The 15,138-nt window shown below is 61.5% G+C and carries 13 protein-coding genes; 11 read left to right on the top strand and 2 right to left on the bottom strand.

Translation table 11 applies throughout. From position 1 onward, the window contains the following. The first annotated feature begins 8 nt into the window (after positions 1–8). The 8 genes from JOE39_RS20400 (at position 9) to JOE39_RS20365 (ending at position 9,271) form a co-directional block, all read left to right on the top strand. Complete coding sequence (locus JOE39_RS20400) at positions 9–965, top strand: ABC transporter permease (protein ID WP_003318112.1); 957 nt, start codon at positions 9–11, stop codon at positions 963–965. Next, positions 962–1,840 carry an ABC transporter permease gene (locus JOE39_RS20395; RefSeq protein ID WP_003425791.1) on the top strand — a complete coding sequence of 293 codons (879 nt, stop codon included), beginning with the start codon at positions 962–964 and terminating at the stop codon, positions 1,838–1,840. Before JOE39_RS20400 ends, JOE39_RS20395 begins: the two co-directional genes overlap by 4 nt. 1 nt (position 1,841) lies before the next feature. Continuing rightward, positions 1,842–3,683, top strand: a complete 1,842-nt coding sequence (locus tag JOE39_RS20390) for an ABC transporter ATP-binding protein (RefSeq protein ID WP_210078341.1) — start codon at positions 1,842–1,844, stop codon at positions 3,681–3,683. After that, positions 3,680–3,991, top strand: a complete 312-nt coding sequence (locus JOE39_RS20385) for a (2Fe-2S)-binding protein (protein ID WP_003318115.1) — start codon at positions 3,680–3,682, stop codon at positions 3,989–3,991. The genes JOE39_RS20390 and JOE39_RS20385 overlap by 4 nt, the downstream gene beginning before the upstream one ends. Then, on the top strand, positions 3,970–5,379 hold the full coding sequence (locus tag JOE39_RS20380) for an FAD-dependent oxidoreductase (protein WP_057445586.1): 1,410 nt from the start codon (positions 3,970–3,972) through the stop codon (positions 5,377–5,379). The genes JOE39_RS20385 and JOE39_RS20380 overlap by 22 nt, the downstream gene beginning before the upstream one ends. Continuing rightward, positions 5,376–6,545 (top strand): FAD-binding oxidoreductase, encoded by a 1,170-nt coding sequence (locus tag JOE39_RS20375; RefSeq protein WP_210078343.1) that lies wholly within the window; start codon positions 5,376–5,378, stop codon positions 6,543–6,545. The genes JOE39_RS20380 and JOE39_RS20375 overlap by 4 nt, the downstream gene beginning before the upstream one ends. Next, a complete protein-coding gene (gene argE, locus JOE39_RS20370; RefSeq protein WP_003425778.1) occupies positions 6,542–7,699 on the top strand; it encodes an acetylornithine deacetylase in 1,158 nt (385 codons plus the stop codon). The genes JOE39_RS20375 and argE overlap by 4 nt, the downstream gene beginning before the upstream one ends. A 114-nt stretch (positions 7,700–7,813) precedes the next feature. Next, positions 7,814–9,271 (top strand): NAD-dependent succinate-semialdehyde dehydrogenase, encoded by a 1,458-nt coding sequence (locus JOE39_RS20365; RefSeq protein ID WP_003437314.1) that lies wholly within the window; start codon positions 7,814–7,816, stop codon positions 9,269–9,271. Between the two features lie 149 nt (positions 9,272–9,420). Here the strand turns inward: JOE39_RS20365 and JOE39_RS20360 are convergent, their stop codons facing one another. Both JOE39_RS20360 and JOE39_RS20355 read right to left on the bottom strand, forming a co-directional pair. Beyond that, complete coding sequence (locus tag JOE39_RS20360) at positions 9,421–10,368, bottom strand: IS110 family transposase (RefSeq protein ID WP_063314422.1); 948 nt, start codon at positions 10,366–10,368, stop codon at positions 9,421–9,423. Between the two features lie 684 nt (positions 10,369–11,052). Next, positions 11,053–11,982, bottom strand: coding sequence for a glyoxylate/hydroxypyruvate reductase A (locus JOE39_RS20355; protein WP_210078345.1), 930 nt, complete (start codon positions 11,980–11,982; stop codon positions 11,053–11,055). A 286-nt stretch (positions 11,983–12,268) separates the two neighbouring features. Between JOE39_RS20355 and gabT the strand changes: the two genes are divergently transcribed. The 3 genes from gabT (at position 12,269) to JOE39_RS20340 (ending at position 14,847) form a co-directional block, all read left to right on the top strand. Then, complete coding sequence (gabT, locus tag JOE39_RS20350) at positions 12,269–13,573, top strand: 4-aminobutyrate--2-oxoglutarate transaminase (protein ID WP_210078347.1); 1,305 nt, start codon at positions 12,269–12,271, stop codon at positions 13,571–13,573. 81 nt (positions 13,574–13,654) lie between these two features. After that, positions 13,655–14,311: a 2-haloalkanoic acid dehalogenase gene (locus tag JOE39_RS20345; protein ID WP_032634241.1), complete on the top strand. Its 657-nt coding sequence runs from the start codon at positions 13,655–13,657 to the stop codon at positions 14,309–14,311. 47 nt (positions 14,312–14,358) lie between these two features. Further along, positions 14,359–14,847, top strand: a complete 489-nt coding sequence (locus JOE39_RS20340; protein ID WP_002555947.1) for an Lrp/AsnC family transcriptional regulator — start codon at positions 14,359–14,361, stop codon at positions 14,845–14,847. Positions 14,848–15,138: the final 291 nt, after the last annotated feature.

Here is a 15,138-nt window from a genome sequence, read left to right as displayed (position 1 = left end):
GGACGCAGATGAATAGCAACACACTCTGGTTGATCGTGCAGCGCTTCGGCGCGGCGATCGTGACGTTGTTGATCGTTTCCATCGTGGTCTTCGCCATTACCGCGGTGTTGCCTGGAGACGCAGCGCAGCAGGCCCTTGGGCAATTCGCGACGCCTGAACAGGTCGCGGCGTTGCGTATCAAGCTGGGCCTGGATCAACCCGGTGTGGTGCGTTATCTGCATTGGTTGACCAACCTGCTCAGCGGCAACCTCGGCGAATCGGTCTCCAACGCGATGCCGGTCTCCGAGCTGATTGCCGGACGCTTCCCGAAAACGCTGATGCTGTCGGCCACCACCGCGCTGGTATCGGTGCCGGTAGCGCTGGCGCTGGGGATTGGCGCAGCGATGTACCGCGGTAGTCGCCTGGATAGCGCGCTGAATTTCATCACCCTGTCACTGGTCGCCGTGCCCGAGTTTCTGGTGGCAACGCTGGCGGTGCTGATTTTCGCCGTCAATCTGGGTTGGCTGTCCGCGCTGTCCTACGGCGCCGATGTCAGCTCGCCTTGGCAGTTCATGCGCACCTACGCGTTGCCGGTGATGACCCTGTGCTGCGTGATCGTGGCGCAGATGGCGCGCATGACTCGCGCTGCGGTCATTGACCAGCTGGACAGCGCGTATGTGGAAATGGCGCGCCTCAAGGGCGTCAGCCCGGTGCGTATCGTATTGCGCCATGCCTTGCCGAACGCCATCGGACCGATCGTCAACGCCGTGGCACTGAGCCTGTCGTATCTGCTCGGCGGCGTCGTCATCGTCGAGACCATCTTCAACTATCCCGGCATCGCCAGCCTCATGGTCGATGCCGTGACCAACCGTGACATGGCCCTGGTGCAGGGCTGCACGATGCTGTTCTGCTCCGCTTACCTTGGGTTGGTGCTGATGGCCGACCTGTGTGCAATTCTTTCCAATCCGAGGCTGAGAAACCAATGACTCAATTCATTGCGAAATCGACGCCTGCGGCGCCGCAACCGGTGCTTCGCAAAAAGGTGTCCCGTCCGACCTCATGGCTTGGCCTGCTGGGCGCAACGGTGTGCTTCATCTGGTTGATGGTCGCCCTGTTCGGCCCCTGGCTCGCACCGCATCCGGTGGGCGAAGTGGTCTCCGACAACATGTTCGAAAACATGAGCGCAGCCTATCCATTCGGTACTGACTACCTGGGTCGCGACATGCTCAGCCGCGTATTGGTCGGCGCGCGCTTCACCGTCGGCCTGGCATTGATTTCTGCCGTACTGGCCAGCGGCATCGGCACGCTGTGCGCGCTGCTGTCGGTGGTCGCGCCAAAATGGCTGGACGAAATCATCAGCCGCCTGATGGACGCGTTCATCTCGATCCCCAGCAAAATGCTGGCGCTGATCATGGTCTCGGCATTCGGCTCGTCCGAGGTGCTGCTGATCTGCACGGCGGTGCTGAGCTACACACCAGGCGCGTTTCGGATCGCGCGCAGCATGGCGGTGAATATCGAGGCGCTGGAATACGTGCAAGTGGCACGCACACGCGGCGAGGGCCGTATTTACATTGCCTGCCGGGAAATCCTGCCGAACATGCTCAACCCGGTCATGACCGACCTGGGCCTGCGCTTCGGCTTCATCGTCTTGCTGCTCAGCGGCATGAGCTTTCTGGGGCTCGGTGTACAGCCGCCTGACGCCGACCTTGGCTCGCTGGTCCGCGAGAACATCGGTGGCCTCAGCCAGGGCGCGCCGGCCATCGTGATCCCGGCACTGGCCATCGGCACCCTGACCATCGGCGTGAACCTGCTCATCGACCGGCTGGCCTCGCGGCGCGGTCGTCGTTCGGGAGGGCATTGAGATGAGCCAGTTGATTCGTGTGCAAGACCTACGCGTAGTTGCCGATGGCGACCATGGCGAGCTGGAGATTGTCAAAGGCGTCAGCTTTGCGCTGGAAAAAGGTGAAGTGCTGGCACTGATCGGCGAGTCGGGCTCCGGCAAGACCACGATCGCGCTAGCCCTGCTGGGTTACGCCCGACGCGGTTGCAAGCTGGCCGGCGGGGTGGTTCAAGTGGGCGAGCACGACATGCTCAGCCTGCCCGAAAGCCAATTGCAGGGCCTGCGTGGCAATCGCGTTTCCTACATTGCGCAAAGCGCCGCAGCGGCCTTCAACCCGGCGAAAAAGCTGATCGATCAGGTGATCGAAGGTGCGTTGATTCACGGCCTGGGCAGCCGCGCGGAACTGGAAGCCAAGGCGGTCGAGCTGTTCCGCGATCTGGCCCTGCCCAATCCGGAAAGCATCGGTCGACGTTATCCGCATCAGGTCTCGGGCGGCCAGTTACAGCGCGTCATGGCGGCCATGGCGCTGATCAGTGATCCGTTGCTGGTGATCCTCGACGAGCCGACCACGGCACTGGACGTCACCACGCAGATCGACGTGCTGCGCGCATTCAAGCGGGTAGTCCGTGACCGGGGTGCCACTGCGGTTTATGTCTCCCACGACCTTGCGGTGGTGGCGCAGATGGCCGATCAGATCGTGGTGCTCAACGGTGGGCAGATCATCGAAACCAGCAGCACCGCCGCGCTGCTCAAGGGACCCGTGGATGCCTACAGCCGCAGCCTGCTGGCGGCGGCGCGTCCGGATAAAGTGCTGAGCCCGGCCAGCGAAGTGGCCAAGGACAGCACGCTGTTGACCATCACGGGCCTGACGGCGGGCTACGGCAAGAAGAACCTGCAGGGCATGCCGATGATTCGCGTGCTGGAAGACATCGACCTGACCATCCGCCGTGGTCAGGCCATCGGCGTGATCGGCGAGTCAGGCTCGGGCAAATCGACGCTGGCCCGTGTGGTCGCCGGTCTTCTGGACCCGGCGCATGGCAGCCTGACGTTCGACGGTACCGAGTTGTCCGGCACCCTGGCGGGTCGTACCGAAGAACAGTTCCGGCGCATCCAGATGGTGTTCCAGAACGCCGACACCGCACTCAACCCGATGCACAGTATCAGCGCAATTCTGGCGCGCCCGCTGAAGATGTATTTCGGCCTGAAGGGCAGGGCCCTGCGCGAGCGCATCGATGAACTGATGGACCTGGTGCGCCTGCCCCGCGAGCTGGCCGAGCGGCGTCCCAACGAACTCTCGGGCGGGCAGAAACAACGCGTCAACCTGGCTCGCGCGCTGGCGGCCAAGCCGGACCTGATTCTCTGTGATGAAGTGACCTCGGCACTGGATACCGTGGTGGGTGCCTGCATCCTTGAACTGCTCGGCGAACTGCGCCGCAAGCTGGGGGTTTCCTACCTGTTCATCAGCCACGACATCTCCACCGTTCGCGCTCTGTGCGACGACATCGTGGTGATGTACAGCGGCCACAAGGTCGAAGAGGGCAGCCGCGAAGCCTTCAGCCGAATGCCGTTCCACCCCTACACCGATCTACTGGTGCATTCGGTGCCGGAACTGCGTCAGGGCTGGCTGGAAACCTGCGGTGTAACCAGCGGCAACCTGCCGCCCATCAGCGCACCGGCCAACAATCCGGAGCTGTGCACCTTCCTCAATCGCTGCCCGGCCCGAATCGAAGGCCTGTGCAACAAGACCGCGCCGGGACGCCGCGTGATCGCAGGTGGCAGCGAAATCCTTTGCCACCGCGACAGCGACGAGCTGCAGGCCGTGCAAGAAAATCTGAATCCTGAAATCGTCGGAGCTTACGCATGAATGGCCGTTTTGTGAGGCTGGGCGAGCGTGATCGCCCGGTCGTGAGCCTGATGGTCGATGGCGCGCCTATCGAGGCATTACAGGGCGATACGCTGATGGTGGCGTTGCTGACCCGCAAGGCCACGTTACGCCAGTCCGAGTTCGACCCGGGACGCCGTGCAGGTTTCTGTCTGATGGGGGCCTGCCAGGATTGCTGGGTCTGGACCCGCAGCGGTGAGCGGCTGCGCGCCTGCTCCAATGAAGTCCGCGACGGACTCGACATCGTCACCACCCAACCGGAGGCGAAATGGCCACTTCTTCACGGTTAGACGTTCGCAACCCTGACAGCCCGAGAGTGGTCATCATCGGCGCCGGCCCGGCAGGCACCCGCTGCGCCGAAACCTTGCTGGCTGCGGGCATCAAACCGATCCTGATCGACGAAAACCGGCGTGACGGCGGGCAGATCTATCGCCGTCAGCCAGAAGGCTTCAAGCGCGATTATTCGGCGCTGTATGGCACCGAAGCGGCCAAAGCGCGTGACCTGCATGAAAGCTTCGATCGCTTGCGCCCGCAGATCGATTACCGCCCCGACACCCTGGCCTGGAACCTGACCCACGGCGAGCTGTGCTGTGCCAGTCAGGGCATACACACCGTGGTCGAATACGACGCACTGATCCTGTGTGCCGGGGCCACCGACCGTCTGATGCCGATCAAGGGCTGGCAGTTGGCAGGCACCTACAGCCTCGGCGGCTCGCAGATTGCGCTCAAGTCGCAATCGGTCTCGATTGGCAATCGCGTGGTGTTCATGGGCAGCGGTCCGCTGCTGTACCTGGTTGCCAGCCAATACGTCAAAGCCGGCGCCGACGTCGCTGCAGTGCTCGACACCTCACCGTTCGGCAAACGCGTCCACGCGATGCCCAAATTGCTGGCGCGTCCCGGTCTGCTGTTCAACGGCATGAAACTGCTGGGCCAACTGTACAGCGCCGGGGTGCCGGTGCATCTGGGCGTGCAGCCCGAGGAAATCATCGGCAGCGAACAGGACGGCGTGACCGGCGTGCGTGTGAAGCTGGCCAATGGCACCGCGCTGAACGTCGATTGCGATGCCCTGGCGCTGGGTTATCACCTGCGTCCGGAAACCCAGCTGGCTGATCTGGCCGGCTGCCAGTTACGCTTCGACGAAGCGTCCGGGCAATGGCTGCTGGCAGTCGATGAAGAGGGGCGTACCTCGGTCAAAGGTTTTTACGCCGCAGGTGACGGCGCGAAGATTCGTGGCGCCGATGCGGCGGAACAGGCCGGGCGACTGGTGGCGATGGCGTTGCTGGAAGACCTTGACCTGCCTGTGGATAACTCGCGTCAGGCAGAAGTGCGCAAGAGTCTGGTGGCGATGGACCGCTTTCGGGTCGGGCTGGCCGAAGCGTTTCCGTGGCCTGCGGCCCAGGCGGCTGCCTTGCCCGATGACGCCATTGTCTGCCGCTGCGAGATGATCAGCGCAGGCGAATTGCGCGGCGTCGTACGAGAAAAGGGCGCCTGCGAAGTCAACCGCGCCAAGGCTTTCAGTCGCGTCGGCATGGGCCGCTGCCAGGGCCGTTACTGCTCGCAGGCCGGGGCCGAGGTGATCGCAGCCGAAGCAGGCGTGCCGGTCGAACAGGTCGGTCGTCAGCGCGGTCAGGCACCGGTCAAACCGTTGTCGATGCTGATCGACGAGGTGACATCATGAAGCAGCCAAAAGTGGACGTACTGATTGTCGGCGGCGGCTTCATGGGCTCGGCATCAGCGTTCTTTCTGCGCCAGCGCGGCAAGTCAGTGACGCTGCTGGAGCGCGACGTGATCGGTCAGTACGCCAGCGGCGTGAACTTCGGCAACGTGCGACGTCAGGGCCGGCATCTCGGTCAGCTGGAACTCGCCAACCGCTCCAGAGCCCTTTGGCAGCGGCTGCCGGAGCTGATCGGTGAAGACCTGGAATTTCTGCCCAGCGGCCACATGCGCGTCTGCTATCGCGAGGACGAAATCGCCGAGCTGGAAGCCTACGCAGCAGCCCCGGAAGCCCGTGAGCTGGACCTGAAAATCTATAGCGGGAAAGCGCTGCACGAGCGCTTTCCGTTTCTTGGCCCCGACGTGAAGGGCGGGTCTTATGCGCCGCACGACGGCCACGCCAACCCGCGTCTGGCTGCACCTGCCTTTGCCCGCGCCGCGATTCGGGCCGGGGCGCGGATCGAAGAGCGTACCGAAGTGGCCCATGTGGAAAAGGTCGGTAACGAATTCGAAGTCACCACCACTGACGGGCGCATTTTCAGCGCCGATCAGTTGCTGATCACCGCTGGCGCCTGGGGACAGAAACTCTCCACGCAGTTTGGCGAATCCGTGCCGCTGGACACCCATGGTCCGCAGATGGCCGTGACCGAGCCGGTGCCGTATGCACTGCCGACAGTGATCGGCGTGTTCACCAAAATCCCTCACGAAGTGATCTACTTCCGGCAGATCGCCCGCGGCAACATCATCATCGGCGGGGGTTTTCGCAGCAAGCCGGACATGATCAACCGCCGCGCCTATGTCGAGCCGCGCAGCATCGTCAATCAGGTGCAGCAGATGCGTCGCCTGTTGCCCGGTGTCGGCAACCTGAACATCATCCGCGTGTGGAGCGGCATCGAAGGCTACACGCCGGACTCGCTGCCGGTGATGGGCCGCAGCGGCAAGATCGACGGCCTGTTCTATGCGTTCGGCTTCTGCGGCCACGGCTTCCAGCTCGGTCCGGGCGTGGGCGACGTGATGGCCGAGTTGATCAGTACCGGTGCTACCAGCACCTCGATCAGCCCGTTCGACATTCGCCGTTTTGACGTCAGCCTTGTGGATAACTTCACCGAACAGACGAGTAAAGCCTCATGAGCCCCCGCGCACTGGAAATCCTCAAGCGTCTGATCGCCTTCGACACCGTGTCGTCGGAGCCGAACATGGCACTGATCGAATACGTCCGCGAACTGCTGGCCAGCAAAGGCATCGAGTCGCTGATCGTCAAGGACGAGACCGGCAAGAAAGCCAACCTGTTCGCCAGCACCGGCCCGCGCGATGTACCGGGCGTGCTGCTGTCCGGCCACACCGACGTGGTTCCTGCGGCCGGTCAGGCGTGGACCATGCCACCGTTTCAGGCAACCCTGCGTGACGGGCGCATCTACGGCCGTGGCACCTGCGACATGAAGGGCTTTATCGCCCTGGCTATCGACGCAATGCTCGATGCCGCAGACATGACCCTGATGCGCCCGCTGCAATTGGCGCTGTCCCACGACGAAGAGATCGGCTGTGTCGGTGTGCGGCGTCTGCTCGATGTCCTGCATCTGGCACCGGTACGTCCGTTTCTGTGCGTGGTTGGCGAGCCGACCCTGATGCAGTTCGCCGTCGGCCACAAGGGCAAGGCGTCCTATCGCACCTTCTGTCGAGGTCAGGAGGCGCATTCCTCGCTGGCACCGCGCGCGGTCAACGCGATTCACCTGGCCAGCGATTTCATCGCCGAACTGCGCAAGAGCCAGAAGCAGATCGAACAGCAAGGCGCGCGTGACGAGGGTTACGACATCCCTTACAGCACCGTGCACATCGGCCGTATCGATGGCGGCAAGGCGCTGAACATCGTGCCCAACCTGTGCACCATGGAATTCGAGTACCGCAACCTGCCGGGCGACAACCCCGATGCGTTGCTGGAGCAATTGCGCGAGCGTGCCGAGGTGCTGGTACGTGAAGCGCGACAGCTGTCGGGGGTGGCAGACATCGAGATCGAGGTCATGAACGAATACCCGGCGCTGGAGACCCATCCAAGCGTTGAGGCAGTGCGCCTGCTGCATGCGTTTGCCGAACCGGGCACACAGCACATCAAGGTCTCGTATGGCACCGAGGGCGGTCTGTTCGCCGGGCGCCTGAACGTGCCGGTGGTGGTCTGCGGGCCAGGCTCCATCGAGCAGGCACACAAGCCGGACGAGTTTATCGACGAGAGTCAGATGGACGCAGGCGAGCGCTTTTTGCAGAGTCTGCTGGGGTCGTTGAAGCAGTAGAGGCTGCCGTCCGCAGGCAAATTTCAGCATCGGACGCTGCCGTTATCGCGCTTTCAGCATCCTGGACTGTGGCGTCTGCCTAGACTGGCAGTCATCCCGGAACAGGACTTGATCATGCTCAAGAATCAGTTGAAAGACCCCAGCCTGCTGGTAGACCGCGCCTACGTCGATGGGCAATGGATCAGCGCTGACGATGGTGCCACCCTGACCATCAACAACCCGGCCACCGGCGAGGCGCTGGCGCAGGTGCCGGCCCTGCAGGGCGTCGAAACCCTGCGCGCCATCGAAGCGGCTGATCGCGCCTGGCCGGCCTGGCGCGCACGTCCCGCAGCCGAACGCGCGGCGCTGCTGGAGCGCTGGCATCAGGCGATGCTCGACAACGTCGAAGACCTGGCGCTGATCATGACCTTTGAGCAGGGCAAGCCACTGAACGAGTCGCGCGGCGAGATCCGCTACGGTGCCAGCTTCGTCAAATGGTTCGCCGAGGAGGCGCGCCGCTCGTACGGTGAAACCATTCCCGCGCCCAGCGCAGACCGTCGCTTGATGACCCTCAAGCAACCAGTGGGTGTCTGTGCCGCGATCACACCGTGGAACTTCCCCAACGCCATGATCACCCGCAAGTGCGCGCCGGCCCTGGCTGCCGGGTGCCCGATCATCGTCAAGCCATCGGACCTCACGCCCTTGTCAGCCTTGGCGCTGGCGGTGCTGGCCGAACGCGTGGGCATTCCTGCCGGGGTGTTCAACGTCATCACTGGCATGCCCACCGGGATTGGCGAAGAGCTGACCAGCAACCCGGTAGTACGCAAGATTTCCTTCACCGGTTCGACGCCGGTCGGCCGTCTGCTGATGCGCCAAAGCGCCGAACACATCAAGCGTCTGAGCCTGGAACTGGGTGGCAACGCGCCCTTCATCGTGTTTGACGACGCGGACCTGGAACAGGCGGTGACGGGCATCATGCTCAGCAAATTCCGCAACGCCGGGCAGACCTGCGTGTGCGCCAACCGGATTCTGGTGCAAAACGGCATCTACGACCGTTTTGCTGCACGGCTGGTGGAAGAAGTGAGCAAGCTCAAGGTCGGCAACGGACTGGAAGAGGGCGTGACCATCGGCCCGCTGATCAATCCTGCGGCGGTCAGCAAAGTCGCCCGGCATATCGACGATGCACTGAGCCAGGGGGCGAAACTGCTGCACGGCGGTTCTCCCGACGGCACCAGCCAGTTCGTCCAGCCCACGGTATTGGGCGACACCCACGCGGGCATGCTGCTGGCCAACGAAGAAACCTTCGGGCCGGTCGCACCGCTGATGCGCTTCACAGATGAAGCCGAAGCGCTGGCACTGGCCAACGCCACGCCTTATGGCCTGGGCGCGTATTACTTCACCCAGGACCTGCGCCGCTCATGGCGTTTCGGCGAGGCGCTGGAGTTCGGCATGGTCGGCCTCAACACCGGCATCATCTCCATGGAAGTCGCGCCGTTCGGCGGCATCAAACAATCCGGCCTGGGCCGCGAAGGCTCCAGCTACGGACTGGATGAATACCTGGAAGTGAAGGCGTTTCATGTGGGCGGGTTGTAGAGGCGGAGAAAACAGCGAGTCCCCTTCGCGAACAAGCGAAGCGTCGCCCGGTTCGCTCCTACGGCCTGCGGCCAGAATCAAAAGCAGACCGTATTCGCCTTGGCTTCTGCCCGAAGGGCGTAGGAGATTCTATGGTTTTGGGAAAGCCCTCAAGCCACTTTTGTTTGATATTCGCTCTGGTTCTTTAACAGAGCGAAGACTACTCGAGCCAACTTTCGGGAGAGCATGACCAGCGCTTGAGTTGTACTAAAGCCACGCTTTCTCTGCTCTTCATAAAAAGGCTTCCAGGCCGGCGTACGGCTCCCGGACATAGCCGCGTTGTGCAGCAACCGTCGGGCTTCTGGATCGCCGCGTTTGGTCAATCGACGAGGTCCATCACTTTGCCCTGATTTGGATACTCTCAGGTCCAGCCCAAGAAACGCGATAAAGGCGTTCGCTCCGCTGAACTCGCCTCGCTGAAAAGAAGTGACCAAACGAGCTGCAGTCAGAAAGCCGATCCCCTCTACTTTCATACAGCGGTTGACCTGCCTCATCAGCCCGGCTTCCTGCAGTACATCGCGAATCTTCTTTTCAACGAGCGCCTCAAATCGTTTCATCGAGTTGACCTGATTGGCGAACGCTGTTCTCAGAAAAGGCTCGTTGGTCCAGCTTTGTACCAGGCCAGTACGAGCCTGAACCAAGGCTGCACGACGTCGGAACAGGCTCAGAAGCTGCCGATAAAGCGGGCTCGCAGGTATCCAGGGCCGCAACTCATCAAGCTCGTTTTTCAGGTATCGGGCCAACAAACGAGCATCTTGGGCATCGGTTTTGGCGCGTATGTTGACGCCTTTACGGTAATGACTGAGCTGATAGCCATCCACTATATAAACGTCACAGCCTGCTTCGTGGGCCGCATCCGCGAACAGGACGTGATAGACGTTAGTGGCTTCGATGGCGATGGCGCAGCTGCTCGCCAAGGCCTTCAGCCATTGTGTGATGGCGACTTTGGTATTGGGGATTGCCTCAAGTCGATCATATTGATCGTGGTAGATCACCAGCTCATTCTTGGCGACATCTACACCGATGATCGGTTTTTCCAGAGTAACCCGCATTGCCATAACGCCTCCTCGGGGATAAGGTTTACAGACTTGAAGGGGCCACCCAGAGGCGCAGGCTTGTTTCTATCGTAGGTTGTGAGCCTTAAGCATTCTTTATCGGCGCTTGGGTGAAAGGAGGAGGGGTGAAATCTCCTACGGGTCTGTACTGCGCGAACAGTCAGAAGCGAACTAAGTCCCTCCTCCTCCCTTCAAGTCTTACCATACAAGCGAACTTGTTCGCGAAGACTGGCATTCACACAACCTGGCTTCCGGACATAAAACGCCCGTTTTCGAGGATCAAAGCGCGAAGCGCGCAACCATGCCGTTGAGGTCGATTGCCAGGCGTGGCAGTTGAGGCAGCTTTCGCAAACAAGCGAAGCGTCGCCCGGTTCGCTCCTACGGCCTCCGGCCAGAATCAAAAGCAGACTGTATTCGCCTTGGCTTCTGCCCGAAGGGCGTAGGAGCGAACTTGTTCGCGAAGACTGGCGTTCACACAACCTGGCTTCCGGACATAAAACGCCCGTTTTCGAGGATCAAAGCGCGAAGCGCGCAACCATGCCGTTGAGGTCGATTGCCAGGCGTGGCAGTTGAGGCAGCTTTCGCGAACAAGCGAAGCGTCGCCCGGTTCGCTCCTACGGCCTCCGGCCAGAATCAAAAGCAGACTTGTGTATGACGCTGGGTACGGAGCGTGGGAACGATCATCCGTCAGTAACCCTGGCCGCGATCCACCCGTCCTTGCATCGCTTCACCACGTTCAAAGCGGCGGATGTTATCGAGCAGGCCAGGAAAGGCGCTTTCCGGCTGGGTCATGGCCGCCACATGCGGGGTCAGCAGGATCTTCGGGTGGTTCCAGAACGGATGGTCGGCTGACGCTGGTTCCTGCTGCAGCACATCCAGCACTGCAGCGCTGAGTTGGCCGCTGTCCAGCGCTTCAATCAGATCCGCTTCCACCAGATGCCCACCACGGCCCATATTGATCAGTGCAGCACCTTCGGGCAGTTGCTCGAAAAGCCGGCCATTGAGGATGCCTTCGGTCTGGCCGGTCAGCGGCAGGACACACAGCAAAATGTCGCACTGCCCCAGAAATGCGTCCAGTTGCTCTTCCCCGGCATAGCACTGCACAGCGTCGATTCGATGCGCGCTGCGCGCCCAGCCCGACAGTTGGAAACCGAACGGTTTGAGGCTCGACAGAATATGCTGCGCCTGCAAGCCCAGCCCCATCACGCCGACTCGCCGTTGGTTCGCCGGTATCAGCGGGTGGGCTTTCCAGACGCCTTCAACCTGCTGCTGCCGATAACGCAGCATTTCCCGATGCAGGCTCAGCACGGCGAAGGTCGCGTACTCACACATCGCGTGACTGATGCCAGGGTCCAGCAGACGCACCACCGGCAGTGCTTTCGGAATACGGCCCAGGTCCAGCTGGTCCACACCCGCCGACAGGGCAAACAGCACTTTCAGGTTGGGCAGCAGTTCCTGCAGATCATCGGGCGCCAGCCAGGCGCCCAGATAGTGGATGTCGGCCGGGTCACCGATGTCTGGCCATACCCGCCATTCAATGTCCGGCGCGTGCTCGGCAAACAGGACGCGCCAGCGTTCGGCACGTGCGGGATCGGCTTTGTAGAGCAGGGCGGGCATGGGCGTTTCCTGAGCATGAAAGATGAGCCCCATCATGCCGTAAAAGCAAAGCATGATCTGTCGAAAAGGACTGCTTCCAGGCCCCTCTAAAGTCCGAAAAGCGCCGCTGCCCGGCAGATTGCATGGTGATTTGCGGGCATGAAGGAATCTGCCGTTTGCAATGCGAAAAACAGTCGATATGGACTTTTGAGGGGCGAAGTTCGGCGTAGATCATTTCGCTGAACGCTTAACCTGAACAACATCGCAGCCACCCCCGCCGGCTGCCTGGCCCATGATAGGTAAAACCATGAACAGCAAAGTCGACGACACCCCTCATCTGATCCGCCAGCGCGACCAGTTTGTGCCGCGTGGCATTGTCACGGCCCACCCGCTGGTCATCGACCGTGCCCAGGGTTCTGAATTGTGGGACGTCGATGGCAAGCGCTATCTGGATTTCGTCGGCGGTATCGGCGTGTTGAACATCGGCCACAACCACCCCAACGTGGTCGCGGCGATTCAGGCGCAACTGACCAAAGTCACCCACGCCTGCTTTCAGGTGGCCTCCTACCAGCCCTATATCGACCTGGCCAAACGCTTGAGCCTGTTGATCGCAGGCCAGAGCGGTATCGATCACAAGGCCGTGCTTTTCACCTCCGGCGCCGAAGCCGTGGAAAACGCGGTGAAAATCGCCCGCGCCCACACCAATCGCCCGGCGATCATCTCGTTCCGGGGCGGCTTTCATGGCCGTACGCTGCTCGGCACCACGCTGACCGGCATGAGCCAGCCGTACAAACAGAATTTCGGCCCGATGGCCCCCGAAGTGTTCCACACGCCGTACCCGAACGAATACCGCGGCGTGACCACCGACGTGGCGCTGGCGGCGTTGCACGAACTGTTGGCCACTCAGGTCGCACCGGAGCGTGTGGCGGCGATTCTGATCGAGCCGATGCAGGGCGACGGCGGCTTCCTGACTGCGCCGGTCGAGTTCATGAAGGCCTTGCGTGCCCTGACCGAACAACACGGCATCGTGCTGATTGCCGATGAAATCCAGTCCGGTTTCGGGCGTACCGGCAAGTGGTTCGGCTTCGAGCATTCGGGTATCCAGCCTGATCTGGTGACCGTGGCCAAGAGCCTTGCGGGCGGCATGCCGCTGTCGGGCGTGGTCGGGCGTGCAGAGATCATGGATGCACCGCTTCCGGGCGGCCTGGGCGGCACCTACGGCGGTAATGCCCTGTCCTGCGCCGCGGCACTGGCAGTGATCGACACCTATGAGCAGGAAAACCTGCTGGCGCGTGGCGAACAGTTGGGCGAACGCCTGCGTGCCGGTCTGCTCGCGCTCAAAGAGCGTTACGCCTGTATTGGCGACGTGCGCGGCACGGGTTTCATGCTTGCCATGGAGATGGTCAAAAACGACGCGGCACGCAGCCCGGACGCCGACCTCAACCAGAAGATCATCGACCAGGCGCGCCTCGGTGGCCTGCTGGTGATCAAGTGCGGCGTGTACCGCAACGTCCTGCGATTCCTCGCCCCGCTGGTGACCACCGAGCAGCAGATCGATGAAGCGCTGGGCATTCTCGACGCGGCCTTGGCACGAGTATTGAAGTCCAGCTGAGCGCAAGCGTGGTCGCGGCTGTCGTGAGACGCTGCGATCACCCGCGCTGGGGATCATTGTTGAATGGAGACGTTGCCTGCCATGGGGCTTATTGATTACCGCGCACTGTTGATCGATTGTGATGAAGTGCTGGTGGACCGTGATTCCGGTGTCTGGACGGCATTGCAGCCGTTGCTGGACAACGGTCTGAACACACCCGGCAAAGACCAGGTACTCGCTGAATTCAATGATGTCATCCGCACGTTATACCCGCGCTTTGACGAATTGGGTTTCAGCGGGCTGCTGTGCTTTGCGCATCGCCAGCTGGCCGAACGACTGGGGATCAAGGCGAGTTGGGAGGAAGGCATGAGTTTCGCCCGCTCGGTGCCGAACTGGACGCTGTTCGAGGATGCGCCCGGCGCGATGCTCTACCTGCGCAAGTTCTACCGGCTGTTGGTTTACGCCGACCGGGATCTGCAGGATCGCGGTCTCCTGTGCGAGCGATTGGGGCTTGAGGCTGACAGTTTGCTGTCGTTGACCACGCACCCGCTGGACGACACGCGCTGGCTTGCCAAGATGGATCTGGACACCCGAGACACCTTGCTGGTATCCCGCCCACCGGCCTCTGCTCCGGGCCTCGGCGGGCTGTGCCTGATCCGCCGCAGCCGCGAGCAGCACAGCCAGCCCTGCGCCGCAGATATCTGCATCAACAGCATGGCGGATCTGGTTGCTCAGCATCAGCTGTCTTTACGGCGCTGATTTTGCTAGAAGGTAGGCACGGTGAATGGCAATACATGAGGTAGGTAATGGAAGGCTTGGTCAAACTGGATCGGATTGATATCAATATCCTGGTAGAACTCCAGAAAGACGGGCGCATGACCAACGTCAGCCTGGCCGATGCAGTCGGGCTTTCCGCGAGCCCTTGCCTGCAACGCGTCAAACGACTTGAGTCGGCGGGTTACATCTCCAGTTACAAGGCGCATCTCAATCTCGCGAAAATAACCGAATCGGTCACGGTGTTCACGGAAATCTCGCTCAGCGACCACAAGCGCGAAGACTTCGCCAAATTCGAAGCCAACATCCGCCACGTCGACGAAGTGCTGGAATGCCACCTGATCAGCGGCGGCTACGATTACCTGGTGCGCTTCATGACCCGCAGCATTCAGCATTATCAGGAAGTGATCGAAGAGCTGCTGGACAAAAACATCGGCATCTCCAAGTACTTCAGCTACATCGTCATCAAATCCCCAGTCATGAAAGACGGCGTACCGCTGCGCAAATTGCTGCGCCACTGAAATACCAGCCGGGAGAGGACGCTGAGCGTCCAGAACAGCATGCCCACGCTGGAGCATGGGCACGATAGCGTTCGCACGGACGCCTCGCGCTACACCCGTTCCGCGACCTACCTGCTGACTATCGTTCCTCACGCTCCAGTGGAATGCCTGGCGTGACGCTCCGCGTCACAGATCTGCGCCGCACCGCATACGCAGCCGTGAATACCGGGCAAAGAATATGTATGTCTGAAATTCTGGCATAGGGCTACTATCCGGACGGCACTTTGGCCGGGCTTTTGCTCGTGCAGATTT

It is taken from the genome of Pseudomonas sp. PvP100, assembly GCF_017833055.1.
In the GTDB taxonomy this organism is placed as follows: domain Bacteria; phylum Pseudomonadota; class Gammaproteobacteria; order Pseudomonadales; family Pseudomonadaceae; genus Aquipseudomonas; species Aquipseudomonas syringae.
The sequence above is the reverse complement of the archived record's forward strand: the minus strand, read 5'-3'. Positions and strand labels throughout refer to the sequence as shown.

Coding starts and splice junctions, on each gene's coding strand:
- JOE39_RS20400 (WP_003318112.1), top strand. CDS start 9: ATGAATAGCAACACACTCTGGTTGATCGTGCAGCGCTTCGGCGCGGCG.
- JOE39_RS20395 (WP_003425791.1), top strand. CDS start 962: ATGACTCAATTCATTGCGAAATCGACGCCTGCGGCGCCGCAACCGGTG.
- JOE39_RS20390 (WP_210078341.1), top strand. CDS start 1,842: ATGAGCCAGTTGATTCGTGTGCAAGACCTACGCGTAGTTGCCGATGGC.
- JOE39_RS20385 (WP_003318115.1), top strand. CDS start 3,680: ATGAATGGCCGTTTTGTGAGGCTGGGCGAGCGTGATCGCCCGGTCGTG.
- JOE39_RS20380 (WP_057445586.1), top strand. CDS start 3,970: ATGGCCACTTCTTCACGGTTAGACGTTCGCAACCCTGACAGCCCGAGA.
- JOE39_RS20375 (WP_210078343.1), top strand. CDS start 5,376: ATGAAGCAGCCAAAAGTGGACGTACTGATTGTCGGCGGCGGCTTCATG.
- argE (WP_003425778.1), top strand. CDS start 6,542: ATGAGCCCCCGCGCACTGGAAATCCTCAAGCGTCTGATCGCCTTCGAC.
- JOE39_RS20365 (WP_003437314.1), top strand. CDS start 7,814: ATGCTCAAGAATCAGTTGAAAGACCCCAGCCTGCTGGTAGACCGCGCC.
- JOE39_RS20360 (WP_063314422.1), bottom strand. CDS start 10,368: ATGGCAATGCGGGTTACTCTGGAAAAACCGATCATCGGTGTAGATGTC.
- JOE39_RS20355 (WP_210078345.1), bottom strand. CDS start 11,982: ATGCCCGCCCTGCTCTACAAAGCCGATCCCGCACGTGCCGAACGCTGG.
- gabT (WP_210078347.1), top strand. CDS start 12,269: ATGAACAGCAAAGTCGACGACACCCCTCATCTGATCCGCCAGCGCGAC.
- JOE39_RS20345 (WP_032634241.1), top strand. CDS start 13,655: ATGGGGCTTATTGATTACCGCGCACTGTTGATCGATTGTGATGAAGTG.
- JOE39_RS20340 (WP_002555947.1), top strand. CDS start 14,359: ATGGAAGGCTTGGTCAAACTGGATCGGATTGATATCAATATCCTGGTA.